We start from the raw sequence: 20,489 nt of genomic DNA, 5'->3' as shown, positions 1-20,489 counted from the left end.
CTCGTAAAACAGCGCTTCCTGCATCACTGTCCGCTCGCCCATCATCGTACTGTCCTCCCAATGCCTGGAACGACTGAATCAGAACTTCACACCGACAGCAACACCGACTTTTTCAACGGTATCGGCCGACTGCGGACGACAATCTCACTCGCTCCGCCCAGAAAATGCGCGAAAGGCGCTTGACCTCGACACGCCGATTAGAGAAGCGCCGCTACAGCAGGAAGGCGGGATCGACTGCGCCCGGCGGAACCGTTCTGCCTGCAATGTCGGACCTTATGATCGCCCGAAATAACTGGTATCCATTGCTCAGCCAGCTGGTTCCATTGTCCAGCGCCCTCTCTGCACTCCACGGAAGAGCGCACTTGTATGGACACGTCAGACCCGGCGCATGATCTGCGTTGCGAGGGCAAGCGTTCTTGCAGCAAGGCCGACATACCATGCGTTCATGCTCCACTATGCCGGACTTTCGCGTGCGAGGGGACTGGCTCCACGTGCTTTTGCCCACGTCCACCCGCCGGGCGTACGATAGACAGGGAGAGAGGCATTTGGTAGGCGATTGGAATCCCGCCGAACCTGACTCTTGCAAATTCTAACCCTGAGGCCTGTCGAAGAATTCGGACGGCTACGGGCGTGATAAGCGGACTAAACCTGTGCAAGTTCAGCACGCCGTGCTCGTCCCGCTCGTTCCTCTTTCTTATTGGAAGAGCCGTTCCACGTCCGCCATCGGCCGGAACAGCCTCATTAGCCGGTCGGGAAAGGGCAGAAAGCTTTCACGCTCGTAGAAACGGCGTGCGTTATGATCCTTGGCGTCTACGATAACAGCAAAGGACGCGATCTCGCTCCTGACGGCACGAAAGAGGGCATCCGCCAGCAGATACCGTCCATAGCCTTTGCCCTGGTGACGTCTGTCGACCGCTAGTCGCCCGAGAAGGGTCGCTGGAACGAGCGGATAGCGCGGCAGTTTCCGCACTGCCTCTTCCGGCAGCTCCCCGAGATTCACTGCCGTCGACGAAAGGGTGTAATAGCCCGCGATGGCACCGTCCGACAACACAAACACAAAAGGTGCCGCCATTTTCTTGCGGGCATCCCGGCCGGCCTGAACCCGCAAATACCGGTCAAGCGGCTCGACTCCACTTTCAAACGCAGATCTGTCGTGCTGAGTACCGAGGATCTCGACTCGCGGAGCTTCTCCTATGTCGTGCGCCACCCCGTCAGACGCCGGTCATTTGGCGATAGCGACGCACCGTGTCACGCAGACGATCATTGATAGGCTGCGGATTAAGCAATGCTTCTACAAAGGCCTCACTGTCACGGACCGAGAGATCCATGCGCTGGTGTTCTTCGATTGCCCGTCGGGCGGCTTCCTGGACGCTGGACAGTACAAAATCTGTCACCGTCCGTCCCTGGAGGGCCGCGGCGCGCTCGATCAGACTTTTCTGGTCAGCCGTCACGCGCGTCTCAAGACGCTCGCCGCGGACCCGTTCACGAGACGAATTTACTGTAGAGACCATCGACATTCTCCTTTCTGACATATGTACGGCCAATGGCCGGAAAGAACAAGTGAAGCGATCAATCATGCGATGCCCTGCTGCATCGTCAGGAGAAAGACGGGTAGTCCTCCTCTCCCCCACTGCGACAGAGGCGGAAATCCCGAGAGTGGGCATGCGGGGCAGACTCCACCCGCGGGCTACACGATTCCCCACGCCCGAAACCTCCCCCTCCCCGTCATCTCGCGCAGGCCGAGCTCCACTTTCGTCTCATCAGTGTTCGGGCCAGCGCCAGCCGGTCATGCTCAGATCAGCAGATCGCCGGACCTCGTACAGGAGCCTTGAAGGCCGCTTCGGCCTCTTTCCTCTCTAGACGGCTGCTGGGGCTCCCGGCTTTCCAGATGGCAATTGTGGTAGAGCTAGTCCTTAAGCTGATCGCCATGATGCAACAGTTCGCTTTCGGCGAAATCAATCGTGTCCCCGCGCCTTAGGGGATCAAAGAAGACGTTTAGCCCGCAAGTCGGCCGCGAAGGTGATGAGCGGCATCACGAGAGTCAGCGGCTTGTCCTTCAGCGGTTCGGCGCCATAGGAAGCGTACCAGTTGGCGGCGCGCTCGCCTTTGGCATCGATGATCAATAGAAGTCCCCCGCCCTCTCCTGCAAGTCGTAGGCAGCGGAGCGCTGCGGCGGCTAGGAGCTGGCCTCCCAGTCCCTGTCTGGAAACCGCTCGGTCGGTAGCCAATCGCGCGAGCTTGAAGCCCGGCACATCATGGCGGGCAAGACCGCGTGTCATTGCATCAGGCACAGTTGCGTGCTCGACTGCCGAAGGCGCGATTGTATAGAACCCAAGAATGCGGTCGCGCACTGCGTCGTCGATAGCACAGAAGGTCTTCGAGGCATTCTGCTCATGGCTTTGTCGGGCAAAGCGGAGCAGGAACTCGTTCATCTGAGCGTCGCCGCAATCGAAGGCCGCCCGACCGTGAGACTTGGCGATCGGTTCCTCATGCCATGCAGGTAAAGTCATAGGCTGTCCGGCAAACCGGCAATCGCCGCGCGCAGCTTGGCGTTGGGTTTGGGCGGATTTTCCAGAAGCTCAAGAATGCGAAGATGATCGCGCTCTGACACTTTGATCGTTTCGGCTTCTTCGATCACAGCTTCTGCTTCTCGCAGTGCGGATTGGGTTACGAAATTCGTCAGATCGGTATTACGAAGTGCCGCAGCGCGCACGAGCTTAGCCTTGGCCGTGGCAGGCACCCTCAAACTCATACGCTCACTGTTCTCGTTCGCTATACTCGGCATGTCAGCCTCCATCTCTCAATGAAATATAGGCGAAACTCCTCTCGGCGTCAATGGTGTGCGCCTTCAAGGCGTACACGGCGGATGGGAGCAGTTCTATACCTTCTTGGCTTGCCTCAGGGCTTGCAGAACGTTGGGATCACCTGTCAGCTGTTCAGCGATTTTCAGACCATCGCGAACGCCCTCAGGAGCAACGGGCGTCCGATTTCGCCCGTTGACGCCCAGTACGGACGCAAAGTCTGCAGATAGTCCGAGCTGTCGGCGGCCCTGAAGTAGATCAGGCTCCATGTGAGATGCTGCTTGGCAACGCCATTCTTCGTGTCGCCAGGTTGGATCAGTCTGTTCGCAGCACGGCGGCTGCGACAGTCACACTCGATGGCATTGAGCTTGATTGCGAAGATTGCAGGTGGCTCGCTCTCAAATACGGAGACCGTCTCGAAGTTCGCGAGCAACGACATCCCACTGTCATATCTGAGGTTGGCACTCCCGGCGGACGACGCGTAGAGTGTGGTGGCGAAGGAGCTTACCAACGTCGACGATCCGATGGACAGCATAGCAAGGAAATAAAACGGTGAACGCAAACGACGGGTTGCTCGCCTGCAGTATGCGCTGGCAGGCGAGCAATAGGAGCGATGATCACGCCTGCTTTCTGAGGGCCGCAAGCAACTCCTGCGCCAGAGGTCCAGCGGAAGCCGGATTTTGACCAGTGATGAGGCGACCATCGACGACGACATGAGGCTCCCAGTTCGCCGCAGACGAATAGATAGCACCCTCGCCCGTCAAGGCATCTTCAAGCTCGAACGGCACATCCTCGCGGGCGTAGTCGTATTCCTCCTTTTTCGAGAAGCCCGTCACCTTTTTGCCGCGTACGAACGGTGTTCCGTCGCCAAGATCAACGCCAAGTAACGAGCACGGTCCATGGCAGACCGCGCTGACGATCTTGCTCGTCGTCCAGGCGCGCACGATCGCACTCTGGACCTCACGATTGCGTTGGATGTCGACCATCGGCCCCAGGCCTCCGGGAATGAGGATCGCATCATAATCCGCGGCGTTCACTTCGCACAGCCGACGACTGCGGTTCAGTCGGCGGAAAGCCTTGCTCCCACGAAACTCTTTCTGCGCGGCGTCTTTCTCGTCATAGGCGTCAAACGGAGTCCATCCGCCAGCAGGTGACGCGAACTCGACGGCGACGCCCGCCTTGTCGAGGACGTCAAACGGATGAGCAACCTCCGCGAAGAAGAAACCGGTGGGACGATTGTGCGGACCGATCACTGCTGCATTTGTGACGATGAATAGAACGTGCTTTGTCATTTGCTTCTCCGTTTGTTTATACTTGGCATACGGGGATCTTGCTCGTTGGCGGACGCCACCCGCGTACTTAAAGTGTCACGGCCGGCTCGGTGGAGCGGCGTCTAGAGTTTGGCCAATTCACGATCCAGGAAGCCGCGAATTAGCGGAACCATTTCATCCAACTTGTCTTCGAGCGCGAAGTGTCCGGAATCGAGCAAGTGGATTTCGGCCTGTGGCAGATCCCGAAGGTAGGCACGCGCTCCTTCCTCAGGGAAAACCTTATCGTTCTTTCCCCAGACGATTAGCGTCGGCGGCTGATGGTCGCGGAAGTATTTCTGGAATGCTGGATAGAGCGGCACGTTGGTACGGTGGTCATAGAAGAGATCCATTTGGATATCTTTGTTACCGGGCCGATCCAGGAGCGCTTGGTCCTGGACCCAGTTGTCAGGACTTATGCGGCTGACGTCCGACACTCCGTCGGTATATAGGAACTTGGTCGCCTCGAGGGTCACCAGGCCAGATAGCGCGTCCCGGTGTATGCTCGATCCGTCCGCCCAATAAGCCTTTATCGGCTCCCAGAGTTCTCGCAGACCCTCATCGTAGGCGTTTCCATTTTGGATAATCAACGCGGTGACACGATCGGGGTGTTTCAGTGCAAGCCTGTAACCGACAGGTGCGCCGTAATCCATCACGTACATCGCGTAGCTCTGGACACCGATACCGGACACCAGCTCGTCGACGATGTCTGCATACGCCCCAAAGCCATATTTGAAATCCTTGTGATCCGGAGCGTCGGAATGCCCAAAACCGGGAAAATCGGGGGCGATAACGTGGTATCGATCCGCCAGTTGGGGAATGAGATTTCGGAACATGTGTGAAGAGGTTGGGAACCCGTGAAGCAAGAGCACGACGGGAGCGTCCGCCGGTCCAGCCTCCCGATAGAAGACGTTCAAGCCCTGGATCTTGGCTGACCGATAGTGCACGGTGACGACCGTCGCGTGCATCTCTGGGGCGGTCTGCGCACCGGCATTCGCAGTCCGCGCAATAGGTGCCGCGGAGACGATAGCTAGCAGCAAGGCTAAGACAAAACGGCGCATGCACGTTCTCCCTTCTTACGATCGGACAGTGCTCATTTCGTTGCTGGATATTGCCTGAGCGCAGAACCCCGAACGAGTTAATCGTCGTAAATCCCAGGGAAACGAGCATCGCGATTGACCTAGGGCGTAACATCGCTGGCGCTGGATGGAGCGTTGGTCCGGCGAAGACGCCCAGGCGCGGCAACTGGACTGCGACAGTCAAAACGCAGTTACAGCGACGTTGAGCTAGCCAAGTAACAGGGCGGGCCAAAAACGGTGTGTTGAACACCGTCAAATCGTGAGAATGTTGCTATCCCCACTCGCGCGCAGCCGCCGCGTTTCACGCATGTTTACATCATTTCACCTGCGTTGCGGCCACTTCTGTCGTATTGCTCGATTAAGTCGAAAGCCCGCGATGGCGGAACGTGCCGCCAAGCAACGGCCGGGAGACGCGAATGCCATCCGTTCTGACCGATTTGTGGATACAGTTCTCTATACTGTTCGGAGCCAGAGCAGCCGCCCATATAGTGTCTCCCGCTCCTGGAACCCGTCGATTGATCATCGACTGCGTGTTTTTCTTGGCACTGACTGCCTTACTGCTTTGGAACGGCATACCGCCCTACTCTGTGGAAGACCTGGGGTCTGCGGTAACGTTGCGCTTCGTGCACGGGAGCCTCAAGACCATATGGTGGCTGGCGGGTGCAATGGTTTTAGCGAATTGCGCGCGCGTCTTTCTAATTCTTGAACACAAGCCTCGCGAAGGCAGACTTCTTCAAGATCTCGTCGTAGCAATTATCTACGTAAGCGCAGCGTTATGCATCATAGCCTATGTGTTCAGCCTGCCGGTCGGAACAATAATTGCGACATCCGGCGTCTTCGCCATCGTACTCGGCCTTGCCCTTCAAAGCACTTTAAACGACGTGTTCTCGGGCATCGCGCTCAACCTCAACAGGCTCCTTTCTGTGGGGGACTGGGTCGTTCTGGACGATGACGTTCAGGGCAAGGTCGTGGAGACCAACTGGCGGTCCACACAGTTTCTCAACAAAACTGGCGACCTCGTTGTTGTCCCCAACAGCATGTTAGCGAAGAGCCGCATAACAAATCTGAGTGTGCCAGACATCTCACATGGAGCCAGCCTGACTGTTAAGATGCAAGCGAGTGTGCCACCCAAAGCCATCGAAGACACGATGCATCAGGTGCTGCTTGGTAGCAGGGAGATATTGAGATCGCCAAGCCCATCGGTCTCGATAACGGGTATGAGTCGAGACAGCATCGAAGTGGAACTTTCATTCCGTGTACCCACCTTGTTATCTGTTGCGAAGGCGAGGAACGAAATATTCGACCTGATTTATCGCCACACCTTCGCTGCCAGCTTGCCACTTGCTTCAGATCCTCCCGCGGAAAAAACGGCGGCGGGTGCTGGAAAACCTGATTTTGTTAAGAGCCTCATCAGCTTGGCACCGATTTTCGCCAATCTCACGAACGACGAAGCGAACGCACTGGCCTCTTCCGCCGAGCGCGTGGTGATGAAGCAAGGAGCGGTAATCGCTAGGAAAGACTCGACGACTAGCGCACTTATGATGTTGGCACGTGGCGTCGCGATTGTCGAAGACGGTGTTGATGACGGAAGGATTGAGTTCGCAAGGCTCTCGCCTGGAGACGTTCTTGGAGAAAGAGGCGTTTTGCTGGGTAGTAAGGAAGTGGCCGATACCATATGCCTTACGGATGTGACGCTATATCAGATAAGCAAAGGCAAGATTGCAGAGATACTTAGAGAACGCCCCGCCATCGCTGAGGACCTCGCAGCTTTGCTGCTTACGCGCACAAAGGCGGAGGACGCGCTTCACCAAGCCAGCAGTGACCGCGCTTCCACGACAGCCCCCGACCTGAGGATGCGGATCCTTAGGCTCTTCCATCTCTAGGAATTCCCGTGCTTTAGCAGGATTTAACGAGATGCGTGACCTCGTGTGTTCTAGCCTGGATGTCGTGGGAGAGCATCCCACGCAAAAATAACGATCGACGGCCAATGCTGCCACTTTCCCACTAGGCGGCCTCTCATCGACGCCGCCCGGATGCAACGGGAAAGTCAAACAATCGATCGAGTTTTCACGCCGAAAATCGGCAAAAAGGAGACTTCAGATGATGACGATTTTGTCGACCGCAGCACTTCTGCTTTCAAGTTTGGCGTTATCGACCGCGGCCTGGTCCGCGGATGGGGCTGCAAAAACAGTCGTACTTGTCCACGGCGCTTTCGCCGACGGGACATCGTGGCAAAAGGTAATTCCGCGCCTGGAGAAGGCTGGCCTCAAAGTAATAGCCGTACAAAATTCTCTGGACTCGCTTGAAAACGATGTCATCGCTACCAAGCGCGCGATCAAGAACGCCGAAGGCCCTGTAGTTCTCGTCGGCCACTCGTGGGCAGGCGTTGTCATAACGGAAGCTGGAACTGATCCGAAGGTGAAGTCTCTAGTCTATGTGGCGGCCTACGCGCCCGATAAAGGGCAGTCGTTAGAGGACGTTACGTCAAAATATCCCCAGCTGGAAAGCCGCAAGGAATACATGAAGGACGACGACGGCTTCTTGAGGATCAGCGACCAAGGCATCAAGAAGTACTTCGCAGCTGATCTCGACCCTGAATCTAAAGCGGTTGTAGCTGCGACGCAGGGTCCGTTCCACGTCAGATGCCTTAGCGCAAAGGTCTCGGAAGCGGCGTGGCGCGAGAAACCGACTTTCATGGTGGTGGCAACCAAAGACCAGATCATCCCGCCACAGCTCGAGAAGGATCAGGCTAAGGCGGCCAACGCCAAGGCGATCGAAATACCTTCAAGCCATGTCGCGATGCTATCGCATGCCGAGGAAGTATCGGATCTGATAATTCAGGCGGCAAAGTAAAGTGGATGGGAGAAGGCGCGATGACGAGCTATTACGAAATGACCTACCGCCGGCTCGCCGTCGAAGACACGGAGATCTTCTATCGCGAGACGCATCCGAAAGATGCGGCATCGACTTCTCCTCCCATTTTGCTACTGCACGGGTTTCCTTCAACGTCGCATCAATACAGAGCACTTATGGAGCGACTTGGAGGAAGCTTCCGCATGATCGCTCCCGATTATCCCGGGTTCGGTCAAAGTACCGCTCCTGTCAGCAAGAAGGAGGGAGGAACATTTGAATATTCATTCGACAACCTTTCACGTGCCATCGAGGCCTTTATAGATACCCTTGGCCTAACCAGGGTGATCCTTTACATTTTCGACTTTGGTGCCCCAGTGGGGATGAGGATCGCAACCAGAAGGCCGGAACTCATAGCCGGCCTGATCATTCAAAACGGAAACTGTTACGACGCCGGATTGTCGGAGGCAGCAAAGAGGCTAATGTCGGCTCGACCAGAGGATCCCGCAGTCACCGCCGAACTATCAGGGCTGCTCACAGCCGAGGGAGTTCGCTTCCAGTACCTCACGGGAACATCGCGGCCGGAACGTATAATGCCGGACAATTACGATCTCGATTTGCACTACATCGAGCAGCCGGGTCGCAAGCAGTCACAACTTGACCTGCTTCTCGACTACAAGAGCAACCTGCCCCTTTACCCGCAATGGCAGGAATGGCTGAGAGCCAACGTGCCGCCCGCACTGATCGTCTGGGGTAAGAACGACCCCTTCTTCACACCGGCAGGAGCACAGGCATACCTGGACGATCTCCCCAATGCTCACCTACAATTTCTCGAGACTGGACACTTCGCGCTCGAGGAATGCCTCCCTCAGGTCGCGTCCCTGATCGGCCAATTTTTGGCTGGCTTCAACGCTCGCCCCCCAGACGTGAAGCTTAGCGTGCGAAAAACTCGGACAATTTCGAATTTTGCGAGGTTGCGCGATCATCGATGAGTATTTCAACGATGGAGAAATTACATGCTAATGTTTCCTACGTTCGCCTTTGCCGCCCTCGCCCTCGGCAGTTTGTCTCCGAGACCGCCAAGACGGACTCGACCCTGGTTCTGGCCACCGCGACCAGCGAAGATTCAAACCAAAGCGGAAGTGACGCTGCCGTCAGTTCGATGCCAAGAAATGCGTTTCCATCCTCGCGGAACGCCCAGAGGAGAGCACTGCGCAGGTCAGCCGACCGGGTAACCAAACCGATACCTCGGCTCAATTATGTTCTTTCTAATATTGGGGTAGCATCATGTCCGTCGCCATCTCCTCCCGAGGCGACCGAGGACCAAGGCTTGCTGGTCTCCCCTCCCACCGCCGCCTGCGATACGGTCCAAGAGAGCCGCCCCCCGCCGGGGCGGCTCGCATTTCTAGTTCATCGCAACGGATCCAGCCACCTCTCTCGAGGAGCTACCGCTCGAGACGCGTTGCCTCGAACAGGAACCACAGCCTGCCTTCCGCCTCGTCGATCCAGTTCTCGGTGAGGCTCGTTGTCGCATGGTCATCATGTGAAGAGGTCAGCTCATGTAGCTGACGTAAGATACCGACAAGCTGCTTGTTGTCGTCACGAAGCTCGGACAACATGTCTCTTGGCGTCACGAAATCCGCGTCGTTATCGAGGATCCTTTGAAGTCGCGAGATATGACCTATCGATTTCAGCGTCGGCCCGCCAACCTTTCGAGCACGCTCGGCGATATCATCCGTCATCGCGAAAATCTGGGCTCCTTGCTCATCAAGCATCAAGTGATAGTCGCGAAAATGCGGTCCGGACACGTGCCAATGAAAGTTCTTGGTCTTGAGGTAGAGTGCGAAAACGTCCGCCAACAGAGCCGTGAGCGCTGCCGCGATATCACGGGTTGCGTCCTCCCCCAGGTCCGTCGGCGTTGAAAGCGGAAGGCTTCGGTGTTGATGCGCTACTTTTCTGTCCATGGCGTTATCCTTTGATGGGGAGGAAGCTCAAGAGTGCCAGCGCAAGTTTACCCGCTGAACGCCCGCAGAGAAACTTTCGATGGTTTAAATACACTATACTCGAGTGCAACGAGAGGCTTGCAGGCCTTATACCGGGGAATAGTTGTGGCTTGGCCCAACCGCGCGGACGCGCAGTAACGATGACCTCATTCAGCCGGCCCTGATTGAAACGACATCGGATCAGCTGGTTTGGCGTTCTATCGGGACAATGCCGCATTCAGGCAAAGATCGGCATCACGAGGCTCCGAGCGTCGGTTGTTCGCTCCCGGGTGTCCTTGAAGGCGCTGTCGTCCGCGTTCGCAAGAGTTTGGGACCGTTCGAAGGAAAGGTGCAGCGAGACGTCCTTTACCAACTCTGCCAAGGTCCTCGCCTGCATTTTTTTCATCAATTTTGCACGATGCACTTTCACGGTGATTTCGGTGATTCCAAGGAGGGCGGCGATCTGCTTGTTCAACAGTCCGTCGACAACGCCCTCCAAGACCTCGCGCTCTCGTGACGTCAAGGAGTGAAAACGCCGGTCAATCGCAGCCTTGGAACGATTGATGCTGGCACGCTGCCTATACGCCAGATCAGCGGCGCAAACGGCGTCGAGGACTTCCTGCTCCCGGAAAGGTTTCTGGATAAAGTCGAATGCGCCGGCCTTCATCGCGCGCACGCTCATGTTCACGTCTGCGAAGCCGGTCATGAACACGATCTGGGACTGCGAGCCTCGATGCGACAGGCGCTGCTGAAGATCAAGGCCACTCATCCCCCGCAGCTTTACGTCCAGCAAAATACAGCTGGGTTCGACCGTAAGTGGAGATGAGAGAAACTCGGAGGCTCCGACGAAAGTCACGACCGGAAACCCAACGTTCTCGATCAGGCTCGATACCAGCATGCGAGTGTCCGGATCATCCTCGATGACTGCAACGCACCCCAGATAATGAAGATCGTCATCCCGAGTGGAACTCGTTGCTCGCCTTGATGTAGAAATCATCATTGACTTTTCCTCTCGCGTTTCGACACGTTAACTTTACGCGTGTTTCCCCATGACAAAACGTTGAAGTCGGTGAAATGGTGTCAAACGGCGCGAAAGCCGAGGGAAACCCACTCCTCTCACTATTGCCCGCCGTAGCCCCTCCCACCACGGCCGTATGCCCTGATGAAGGCTTGCACCGTCAATGCAAGATCAGCAACGGCCTGGTCCAATTCGTCGCCGGACTTTGGGAACGGCATGGGTAGATCCCCCAATGTCCAAGTCCTGAGCTGCATCTCGAGAACCGATGACATGGCTTCGTAGTAGTCGGCTCGCTGTGTATCGACCTGAGGATCGTGGTCCCCGAGAGTTTCGAAGACTGCAGACGCTCCGCATACATTTCTCAGCGCCAGGAGAACACTATTCAGAGCATCTGAGCTGGCTATGGCACCGTTGCCGAGACTTAGTCCCATCGCCGCAACCTCAGCCCTGGAGCTGCCGACACCCGCGTCCGCCTGTGCCTTCGCAATCTCCGCCGAATGCGGCCCGTGGCGCGACCTTCGCACGCTGGACGCAAATGACAGGTTTGCGGATACGGCTGTCCGGAGAGTATCGGAAATCGCGACACGATCCTTGGTCGGGAATATCAATATGCTCGCAACCACACCGAAGAGAGCACCAAGACTCTCGTTCACCGCTCTTAAAAAGATCAGATCGTCTGCGGGTCTGATGAGGTCAGAGAGCAACATGAACATCGGCGTCAGGAAGATCGTGAATAGCGCGTAATTCACCGTGCGTAAGGCAATGACCGCGGCCGCGAGCGGAACGATCGCTAGAGCCATCGCAACGTCGCCAGGGCTGTTCATGAGCAACCCCGCGGCGACCAACCCGCCGAGGAGAGTGCCTGTTGCTCGCTCCAACACCCTGGCCCAGGTGTTCCCCAAAGCCGGCTGCATCACGACCAAAGTCGCAATCGTTCCCCAGTATGACAAGGTAACTCCAAGCCACCCCTCCACGAGATGGCAAGCGGTCACAGCTGTGGCCACCCGCAACGCTTGATGCCACACAACAGACGGCATCGCAGGCCTCTCGAAGATCGTCGCTAATAGGCCGGTGGATAAAACATCTTGCCGTTGTTCCGGGCTTGTTGTTCCGCCCAGAGACATCAGTGCGATGGCCGCGCCCTCTATGCACCTGCCGAAAGCCCTGTTTTGGTCTTCGGCCGCGCGGTGGAGAGACCTTGCGTCTTCGTTGATTCGAGCCGAGGTCATGGCTCCTGAGTCCAAGCAATCGATCACTTCCCGCAACAGCTCGTCTAAATCGCGAAGTAATGTGACACTATCTTCGCTGAACGCCCCGCCTGACCTGCGTAGGTGCCCGAGAGCGATCAGATTACCCAGTAACCTCGAGGCTACGTCAACCGCGTGACCGTGCGGCTTGCTCCCCAAAAGACGTCGCGCAACGATTTGGCGACCTCGCTCAATAGCGATCCTCACGGCCCTACGGGTCAGCGTCTCATATTGCAGCCAGGCCGCGCTGTCGGCAACTGGAGATCGGTCGAGATCGATCAGCGCGCTCAGCATCGTCCGCAACCGGCTGTAGATCGTCACGAGCAACAATCTGCCCGGGGCATTGGTGTGGTTCGGCCATATCAAGGTCGATATGAGGATTGTCGCCGTCGATCCGAGCAGGAAGCAACCTCCAAGTTGGAGCGCTCCCTCGAATGGACGCGGTGTCGACACACCGATCACAACTGCAATTGCGGAGATGAAGCTACCTTGGGCGGGTCCGGGTCCGAACGCGGGCGCGTAGGATCGACCTAGACAGCACAATGCGACGAGAGTGAAGAGCGTTGCGGTAGCAGCCACGGTGCCGAAGTGAGCACCGAAGGATGAGAGGGCAAACACGATCGCGCCTAGGATCGCAAATTTCGCCATGACACGGAAGCGAGACCGGGCTCCGCCGAACGGGTCGCAAAGGGAGGTCCAAAATGCGGCGACAACGCTGAATGCCAAGTCTGGTATATCAAGGCAGATTGCACCGGCTAGCAAAAAAGCGATCGAAATTGCCGCTCGAACCCCATCGAGAATGTCCAACTGTTCAGGGACGACAGCATAGACCTGTCCTTCAGACCACAAGGTCCGTCGCGAAACAAATGACACGAGCCTCGAAGTTAGGCGCATTTGTTGTGTGCTCTTCCGGTAGAGGTGGCGGCCCATCGGCACCACAGCTGAGGCAGGTGATCCGGCGGCAGCGAAGGGCCCTTGGCGCATACGCTAGCGGCTGCTTCGAGCGCCCGCGAGTTGAGCCTGGTTATTTCGCGGGAAATCACGTTCAGCTTGCGAGCGCCGTGTCTAGGCGCTGTCGTAGAAGCGAGTTGGCTGTTCGTAGGTCGGCGGTTTCGGAACCGTCCTGAAAACTTCGGACGATTTCCGCAAGCTTGCTGAAGCCTTCTTCCGTCGTATTAAGACCCATCGATCTGTCGGCCTTCATGCGGGCGAGGTGCAATCGAAGCTCCCACCCTAGCGCCGACGTTCTGCGCGCAATTGCGGTACCATCGTTTAAAAGACGATGTACCACATTGAAGTTCGAGTGTGGCGACGAAAGGAGGATCATGGCCTTCGTTCGTAAAAGCTCCGGCAGAAGGTAGGTCCCACCAGCGCGTTCGCACAGACCCAATGCTGTATCGATGGCCGAAACCGCTTCGGTATGCTCGCCAGCGACGGCAAGTCCCTCTGCAAGGGCACGAAGGGTTCCGAATATCAAACTCTGAAAGCCGATCGAACTCACCGATCGTAATTTCCCGCGCAACAAATCTATGCTTTGTTCCGCTTCGCCACGAAGGACCAGAAGCTGGCCGCGCACCGCCATGCCAGCTTCACGGTATCCGGACAGATTGCCATTTGTCGCCGTTAGTTCAGCCAGTTCATCGGTCAGGATATCCGCTCGATCTAGCTCGCCGCTGTCCAGAAAAACGGTTATGCCCATTAGCAGGCTCAAACATAAAGCGGCTGGTTGGCTTCTTGCCTCCTCGATGGCACTCTCGGCCATCTGCAACGCTGTTTCCGGCGAGCCTCGGAGCCACGCGACGCGCGCTTGGGCGATCTTCGCTAGCGCAAGGTGGGCCTGCTCGAAGTACCCCAATCTCGACGGAGAAAATCCGGTGGCTCGCGCGAGACTATAATCGTAAGTGGCCGCAGCCTCCAATTGCTCTCCGAGCATGTGGTACATTGTTCCCAGCATCCAGCCCGCCACAAAATTGTCATTCGAGCTACTGTGGTGATCGACCTTGTTCGCGTAAGCTTCTGCAACGTTGAGGCCCGAACGGAAATCGCCCTGCTTCAGATGATACAGTCCCAATCCCGCCAATAGGTGAGATTCTATGCGATGGTTTTTGAGGCGACGGCTGAGCGGCAGTCCGACATCGAATAAGTTCGCGACCCCCGTATCGCCGCCATGCCCAAAGAGCGTTGCGATCGTGAGACTCTCCAAAAGCTTGAGGTGCAGTTCCGTGTTTTGATGTTTGGGCGGCAAAAGCTCTAACGCGCGTTGGCACCATCTTCTACACTCATCGAACTGCATCAAATCTTGGAAGGTTTCGAGCAGGAGACAACATGTCTCAACTCCGATCTCGGCGTCTCCGCCTTCAGAGAACGCCCACTCAAGCGCAGTGCGCACGTTTCCAATGTCGAAATCGTGCAGCGAGGTGTTTTTGCCCGATCTGCCCTCGCGGGCGCGCATTCTTCTTAGGTAAAAAAGGGCATGTCTTCGTTGAGTTTCGTGCCGCCCGGGTTCGCGCGTCAGCCTGAAGGCCGCGTATGTTCTGACGATCTCCCGGAGTTTCAACGCGCCGGTTGTCTCGTCCACCCCTCCCGACGACACCATGGATTTGTCGACCAACTCACTTATCGCCATCGAAACATCGGCGTCACTTATGCCGGATCCAGCAACGACATCCGTCGCCGCATCTATCGTGAATTCGCTGGCGAACACAGATAGCCTGTTCAAGACCGTTTGGGTGTTCTTCGACAGAAGAACGTAGCTCCAGTCGAGCAGTGATTGAACAGTTTGGTGCCGTGGCGCCGCGTCCCTGTCGCCGCGCCACCGGAGCGATAACTGATTATCCAGCAGCTCCAATACTCCGTCCAATCCATACATGCCAACGCGGCTGGCCACCAATTCTATCGCGAGGGGATTCCCGTCCAACCGCCGGCAGATAGCAGCGACTATGGCGGCCTCCTCGTCAGCGAGGGCACCTTTGTGGCCACCGTCAACGGCTCGGCTCATGAAAAGCGCAACCGATGGCCATGCCAGAGCGTGGTTCGCAGTCATCCGTCCCGTATTGGGGGGGGTTCCCAAGGGCCGCAAGAGATACACCGCCTCCCCCGTGACCCGTAGTGCCTCGATGCTTGTCGCAAGCACATGCGTAGAAAGTGAATGTTTCAGGATGAACGAAACCGCATTGGCAACCCCATTGATGACATGCTCACAGTTGTCGACGATCAACAGGCTCCGCCTTTTAGAAAGCCATGTAACCGCGTCACGAAGCGGATCGCTGCTTCGGACACTTGAATTGACCGATGATGCGACGGCGGCCGCGACCAGGGTGTCATCCGTGACAACACTGAGATCCACGAATCTGATCTCATCGAAGTTCTGGAGGCTACCCGCCAAGACTGTGACAAGAGTGGTTTTACCAACCCCACCTGGTCCCACCACCGTGATTAACCGGCGCTCTTGGACGGCACGCTCCAGTTCTTCAAGATTGGAAGCCCGACCCAAAAACTTGTCCGAGCGAGACGCGATCGGAACCTTGATCTCGCGTTGGACGGGATCGTCGAAAACTGCTTCGTCGGAGATGCTGTGGGAATGCGCAGAGGATACGTCCTGTTGCGTTTTGACAGGCATCACGAAGCTGTAGCCCCTGCCCGCGATACTGGCAATATATCGGTCGCCGTTGACGCCGCAACCCAACTTACGGCGAAGGTGGGCCATCTGAACACGTATATTGGAGTCCTCAACACTCAGGCCGGACCAAGCGCAAGCCATCAGTTCGCGTCTCGAAAGGATCTCACCTTGTTTATTAACGAGTGCTACCAACATATCAAAAGCACGGCTGCCGATCGGCAGCTCACGCCCGTCCCGCATGAGTTTCCGTGAGACCGGATTAAGGCTGAAAGGGCCAAATTTGAAAACAGCGTTCACGTCACGCACCCCCGTTGGTGACCGCAACTGTGTGGCGACCGAGGCTTTGCACACTTATCACTATCAGTAGTCTATACGATGTAAGAAAAGCCGGGGGTTAAAACCGGTAAATAGTAGCGGCTGCTACCCCAGCGAGCACGAAATGCCGACCGTTCGGAAGTAACTCTCCATCCGTGGAAACGACGGACTTGTCGGCTGGATGGCCGACGATGGTGAAGCGGTTGTGATCATGACTGCGAGCAATCCTGTTTTGCGGTTTGGGCACAAACCGATCGAGCACGTCATACCAACGGCACTCGGACGCTATCGCAAGGGCGGCGATGGCGCATGATCCGCTATTGCGGAAGGATTCTCAGATATTGCTCTTTTGCTTCGGCGCGATGGGATGGGAAACGCGCGCCGGGAACGTTGACGGGTCGCCACGCAGTTGCGCAGCGTCCGGCGGGCGACTGGTCTACATCGCATGCTGCGGGCAGCGGACCGCCACCTGACGCAACGGCGCACCCGATCTTCGCGTCGGTCGCTAGTCAGAGGACGGATGTTACGTGGCGTCGGCTGATGTCTTGGGTGGCCGCGTACGAGTCCTTTAAAAGCGCCATGCGGACCTCGTGATAACCTCTGCGAGCCGGATCAGGCCGGAACTCTCTTTCGAATTGGACAATGCGGCTGGCGGCATCGGCGATCGAGCCCGCTGCACCTATTCCTGCAAGGGCCATGGCCGCAGCCCCGGTCGCCGCCGCATCCGCGCTTCGTACACATCGAAGCGTTCGACCGAGCACGTCAGCGCGAATCTGGTTCCAAACGTCCGAAGCAAATCCGCCGCCGCCGCAGTTCAGGATCGACGGAGAGCTGTCGGCGGAGCGCTCAAGCGTCTCTAGCGCCCATTGCGCCGAATATGCAACGCCTTCCATAACCGATCGCACCAGGTGGGCGGGACCCATGGAGGAGTCGAGCCCTAGGAATATACCTCGCGCGAATGGGTCCCAGAGCGGCGCCCGCTCGCCATCCAGATGGGGGATGAAAAGCGGAATGCGTTCCTGTCCACTCATGGCGGCTGCCAGAACACAGAGTTCGTCGATGCTTCTACCCAGGAGACGGCTGAGCCACGCTAGCGACGCGCCTCCGGATTGTATCGGCGCGGCATGCAGTGTGATTTCCTGATAGGTAGGAAATGCTGCAACTCCCGGCGTCGGAACGCGCTTTGGCGATACGATCCCCAGCACGTCACTCGTACCGCTGAGATACATTGCGCTTCCAACTTTCCCGACATCGACGCCAAACATGCCACTCCATGCGTCCATAGTCCCGACAATGACGGGCGTACCCGCACAGGGAAACCCCGGCAAGACGCGTCCCACGACATGTGTGAAATCACGCAGTGGGGGCAGGCGTTGCACTGCATCCGGCACGAGATCAAGAAGCGCCTTGATGTAATTAAGTTGTCCGTCAACCAGACCAATAGATGCTATCGCGTCCGCCGCAACCTCTCCCGTCAATCGTGCGATGCAGTAGTCCTTCGGCAGGATGACGGCTCGTGAGCGGCCCCAGATGTCCGGCCTGTTGCGTCGCATCCATTCCATACGGCTGAGACAATGACTGGCGTCGATAGGCAATGGAGCACCCCACCATGCAATCCGACTCTCAGCGCCCACTTGCCCATCCAGTTCGGCGGCGATGTCGGCGCATCGCAGGTCCTGCCAGACAATCGCCGGAGCGAGTGGCGTTGCGTTGCGGTCAATGAAGACGTGAGTATTGGCCTGGGAGCATATGCCGATAGCCTGTAGCCCCCCGAGGTCAAAATCGCGCTCGAAGCCGGCAAGAGCCTGAATGGCCACCCTGATCCAGTCATCAGGTTCCTGCTCGACGATCCCTGGAGCGGGACGCGCGGTGGGATACGACTCGACATAGTGCCCCAGTTGAGTGCCCGCCCCGGTCACCAGCACCGCCTTAATGGCGGTGGTGCCGATATCGATGCCGATAACAGTTTTATCACTCATGTCCGTTCAACCTGCCTTTCACGTCGGCTCGGACGCTCACTGACCTCACGGCGGATAGACTACTACTTGCCTGCCCAAGGTAAATGCTGCGAAGAATTCTACTGAGTCCCTGGCTGGTGAGGTAACGCATTGCCTCGGTCGCTCCCAAGTCGCTTCCCAATTGCGCCAAGTAAACGAATGTGATCGTATGCGCTACCGTGATGATGAGGGTGCGAAGCATGAATAAGCTGCCTGCCTCTTATGCCAGAGGACGCGTGATCCTGAGTTCCTCCGGCAGGCGCTGGCAGGGTGTCCAGGCCGAACTTCGCTTCCATCCCGCGGGCGAGAGGCCACCTGGTACAATCGACGTAAACGAGATCTGTGTCGTCATGCGCGGAACGACGGTGGTAACCCGTCAGGCCGAGGGTGTGCGTGAACGGATCGTAGGGGCGCCGGGAACGATCGGATTAAGCCCCTCCGGGATACGAGAGGACTTTAAATCGATCTCTCGTACCATAGACGAGATGGTACACATCTATCTGCCTGCATCATTTTTATCAAATCTTGCCGGCACGCTCCGTAGCGATGCGTCATCGCCTTCTATCGACTATCATGCCGGCTTTCGTGACCCGCTCATCGAGTGCATCGCGACGGAATTCGTCAGGGAACTAACTTGCGAGACCTGGGGCGGGAGTTTGCTCATCGAAGCCCTCTCGGACGCGTTAGCTCTGAGGCTCCTGAATAGTCACGCGGGTTTTGGGATTGACCCTGCGCGCAGCGCAATCGCATCACCAGGTCTCGACTCAAGGCGCCTCCAACGCGTGATCGACTATATCGATGCTAATCTCGCAGAACCGATTACCTTGGACGATCTGGCAGCTGTGGCCTCGCTGAGCCGCTTCCATTTCTCGCGCATGTTCAAGATTGCAACCGGGCAGTCGCCCAGCACCTTCGTCGGTCACCGTCGGCTGGAAATGGCCAAGATACGACTCGCGGCCGGCCTTTCGATCGCCCAGATCGCATTCGATTGCGGCTTCTCGTCTGAGTCAAATTTCGTCCGGTCCTTCAAACGCGTCGGCGGGATGACACCGGGCGAGTTCAGGCGCATGTCCCGCCAGTGATGCACTACTGATCGACCGGTTATCACGGCGTGTGCCGCAAAGGACCTCAACTGCGCACAGACGGAATAATGTGCAGCACGCAGTGACCGTGCGAAGCTAGTCCAGCAAGATAGAGTGGTGCCGCAGCTGAGCAGGAGGTGGCACTGTGAAGATCGCGATCGTTTTGACATCGCACGACCAACTTGGCGACACGGGCAAGAAAACGGGCTTCTGGTTGGAAGAGCTTGCTGCACCGTACCTCCTGTTCCGAGAAGCCGGCGTCGATATCACGTTAGCCTCACCGAAGGGCGGTTTTCCGTCGCTCGACCCCAGGAGTTGCGAAGCCGCCTATCAGACGGATGATACGCGGCGATTCGAAAACGATGCGTCCGCCATGGCGTCGCTGAAAGCCACGCGTCGGCTGTCGTCGATCGCCGCAGCGGAGTTTGACGCAGTGTTTTTCTCAGGCGGCTACGGTGCGCTCTGGGACCTGACGAATGATCCCGACGCGCTGTCCTTGATCGAGACGATGCTGGCGACGAGCAAGCCGGTTGCGCTGGTGTCTCATGCTCCAGGCATTCTCACCAACGTCAGGACTCCGGATGACCGACCAATAACCATGGGACTCGAGGTGACCGGCTTCACGAACTCTGAGGAGTCCGTGATGCAGTTCAGGGAGGTGGTGCCTTTCCTTTTGGAGGATCTGCTGAAGAGCCAAGGAGCGAAGTTTTCGGCTGCGGAGGACTTCAACAGCTATGTCATTCGCGATGGCCTTCTGGTGACCGGCCAGAATCCTTCGTCGTCGAGGACCGCAGCGATCACCCTTCTGATTGCGTTGCGAACCGAATGAAAAGCGGTCGGAGCAGTCAATTGCGTGAGCTGCGTAGTGCAATCCTATCGAAGAGACAGCCGCTGTTCCGCGCCAAGCGCAACAACCGAGAAGAGGCGGATCCGTGACTTTTGGATGTTGCCCGCACTGGCAGCCGACGGTTTCCAAAGGTCTTGAATAAGAGCCGAAACCTGAACCCATGTCATTCTTTTTGCGGTTGAACGGATTAGAAACGACGGCCCTGTTATCGTAAGGCCCCGTCTCCAGTTCTTCGACTGCGGTTGGCTTCAGCAGCTCGCGTCGTACGCTGCCATCGTCGTCTCGCCGAAGGAGACGTTAGGCCGGGGTTTGGCCCAGCGGCTTCTATCGACGTAACTCTTGAAG

The 20,489-nt window shown here is 57.3% G+C and carries 18 protein-coding genes and 1 pseudogene; 7 read left to right on the top strand and 12 right to left on the bottom strand.

The annotated features are described in order from the left end of the window. On the top strand, positions 1-183 hold a 183-nt coding region (locus EFB14_RS33245), incomplete at its 5' end, for a hypothetical protein (protein ID WP_208661871.1). Positions 184-694: 511 nt separating this feature from the next. Here EFB14_RS33245 and EFB14_RS20585 read toward each other — a convergent pair. The 5 genes from EFB14_RS20585 to EFB14_RS20565 all read right to left on the bottom strand — a co-directional run bounded on the left by EFB14_RS20585 (position 695) and on the right by EFB14_RS20565 (position 2,785). After that, entirely contained in the window at positions 695-1,207 is a 513-nt protein-coding gene (locus EFB14_RS20585; protein ID WP_125850694.1) for a GNAT family N-acetyltransferase, read from the bottom strand. A 4-nt stretch (positions 1,208-1,211) separates the two neighbouring features. Next, positions 1,212-1,511, bottom strand: coding sequence for a type II toxin-antitoxin system TacA family antitoxin (locus EFB14_RS20580; RefSeq protein WP_126828470.1), 300 nt, complete (start codon positions 1,509-1,511; stop codon positions 1,212-1,214). A 176-nt stretch (positions 1,512-1,687) separates the two neighbouring features. Further along, on the bottom strand, positions 1,688-1,750 hold the full coding sequence (locus tag EFB14_RS33910) for a helix-turn-helix domain-containing protein (protein WP_376772346.1): 63 nt from the start codon (positions 1,748-1,750) through the stop codon (positions 1,688-1,690). Between the two features lie 232 nt (positions 1,751-1,982). Beyond that, positions 1,983-2,510: a GNAT family N-acetyltransferase gene (locus tag EFB14_RS20570; protein ID WP_126828468.1), complete on the bottom strand. Its 528-nt coding sequence runs from the start codon at positions 2,508-2,510 to the stop codon at positions 1,983-1,985. Then, positions 2,507-2,785: a type II toxin-antitoxin system TacA family antitoxin gene (locus EFB14_RS20565; RefSeq protein WP_097596198.1), complete on the bottom strand. Its 279-nt coding sequence runs from the start codon at positions 2,783-2,785 to the stop codon at positions 2,507-2,509. Before EFB14_RS20565 ends, EFB14_RS20570 begins: the two co-directional genes overlap by 4 nt. A gap of 236 nt (positions 2,786-3,021) precedes the next feature. On the opposite strand from EFB14_RS20565, the pseudogene EFB14_RS33475 reads away from it, so the two are divergent. Next, positions 3,022-3,231: pseudogene (locus EFB14_RS33475) on the top strand (hypothetical protein); the annotation flags it as partial. 187 nt (positions 3,232-3,418) lie between these two features. On the opposite strand, the gene EFB14_RS20550 reads toward EFB14_RS33475, so the two are convergent. Both EFB14_RS20550 and EFB14_RS20545 read right to left on the bottom strand, forming a co-directional pair. Next, positions 3,419-4,093, bottom strand: a complete 675-nt coding sequence (locus tag EFB14_RS20550) for a type 1 glutamine amidotransferase domain-containing protein (RefSeq protein ID WP_126828464.1) — start codon at positions 4,091-4,093, stop codon at positions 3,419-3,421. A gap of 101 nt (positions 4,094-4,194) precedes the next feature. Beyond that, entirely contained in the window at positions 4,195-5,169 is a 975-nt protein-coding gene (locus tag EFB14_RS20545) for an alpha/beta fold hydrolase (protein ID WP_126828462.1), read from the bottom strand. Positions 5,170-5,603: 434 nt separating this feature from the next. Here EFB14_RS20545 and EFB14_RS20540 point away from each other — a divergent pair, with 434 nt between their 5' ends. From EFB14_RS20540 to EFB14_RS20530, 3 genes are all read left to right on the top strand, one after another. Then, positions 5,604-7,070 (top strand): mechanosensitive ion channel domain-containing protein, encoded by a 1,467-nt coding sequence (locus EFB14_RS20540; RefSeq protein WP_125850702.1) that lies wholly within the window; start codon positions 5,604-5,606, stop codon positions 7,068-7,070. Between the two features lie 217 nt (positions 7,071-7,287). After that, positions 7,288-8,040, top strand: a complete 753-nt coding sequence (locus tag EFB14_RS20535) for an alpha/beta fold hydrolase (protein ID WP_126828460.1) — start codon at positions 7,288-7,290, stop codon at positions 8,038-8,040. 20 nt (positions 8,041-8,060) lie between these two features. Beyond that, entirely contained in the window at positions 8,061-9,029 is a 969-nt protein-coding gene (locus EFB14_RS20530) for an alpha/beta fold hydrolase (protein WP_245438268.1), read from the top strand. A 453-nt stretch (positions 9,030-9,482) separates the two neighbouring features. Here EFB14_RS20530 and EFB14_RS20525 read toward each other — a convergent pair whose 3' ends face one another. From EFB14_RS20525 to EFB14_RS20505, 5 genes are all read right to left on the bottom strand, one after another. Next, complete coding sequence (locus EFB14_RS20525; protein WP_126828458.1) at positions 9,483-10,001, bottom strand: Dps family protein; 519 nt, start codon at positions 9,999-10,001, stop codon at positions 9,483-9,485. 256 nt (positions 10,002-10,257) lie between these two features. After that, entirely contained in the window at positions 10,258-11,019 is a 762-nt protein-coding gene (locus EFB14_RS20520) for a response regulator transcription factor (RefSeq protein ID WP_245438267.1), read from the bottom strand. Between the two features lie 119 nt (positions 11,020-11,138). Further along, complete coding sequence (locus tag EFB14_RS20515; protein WP_164737557.1) at positions 11,139-13,214, bottom strand: FUSC family protein; 2,076 nt, start codon at positions 13,212-13,214, stop codon at positions 11,139-11,141. Positions 13,215-13,329: 115 nt separating this feature from the next. Further along, the gene (locus EFB14_RS20510; RefSeq protein ID WP_126828453.1) at positions 13,330-16,200 is read right to left on the bottom strand and encodes an ATP-binding protein; all 2,871 of its coding nucleotides are present in this window, start codon (positions 16,198-16,200) and stop codon (positions 13,330-13,332) included. Positions 16,201-16,727: 527 nt separating this feature from the next. Continuing rightward, the gene (locus EFB14_RS20505) at positions 16,728-18,197 is read right to left on the bottom strand and encodes a xylulokinase (protein WP_126828451.1); all 1,470 of its coding nucleotides are present in this window, start codon (positions 18,195-18,197) and stop codon (positions 16,728-16,730) included. Between the two features lie 218 nt (positions 18,198-18,415). Here EFB14_RS20505 and EFB14_RS20500 point away from each other — a divergent pair, with 218 nt between their 5' ends. Both EFB14_RS20500 and EFB14_RS20495 read left to right on the top strand, forming a co-directional pair. Next, a complete protein-coding gene (locus EFB14_RS20500) occupies positions 18,416-19,297 on the top strand; it encodes a helix-turn-helix domain-containing protein (RefSeq protein WP_164737556.1) in 882 nt (293 codons plus the stop codon). A gap of 145 nt (positions 19,298-19,442) precedes the next feature. After that, positions 19,443-20,126 (top strand): type 1 glutamine amidotransferase domain-containing protein, encoded by a 684-nt coding sequence (locus EFB14_RS20495; protein ID WP_125850716.1) that lies wholly within the window; start codon positions 19,443-19,445, stop codon positions 20,124-20,126. The last annotated feature ends 363 nt before the right edge of the window (positions 20,127-20,489 follow it).

It is taken from the genome of Rhizobium fabae (genome assembly GCF_003985135.1).
GTDB classification, from domain to species: Bacteria; Pseudomonadota; Alphaproteobacteria; order Rhizobiales; family Rhizobiaceae; genus Rhizobium; species Rhizobium pisi.
Note: the sequence above shows the minus strand (reverse complement) of the source record. Positions and strands in the feature narration are given on the sequence as shown.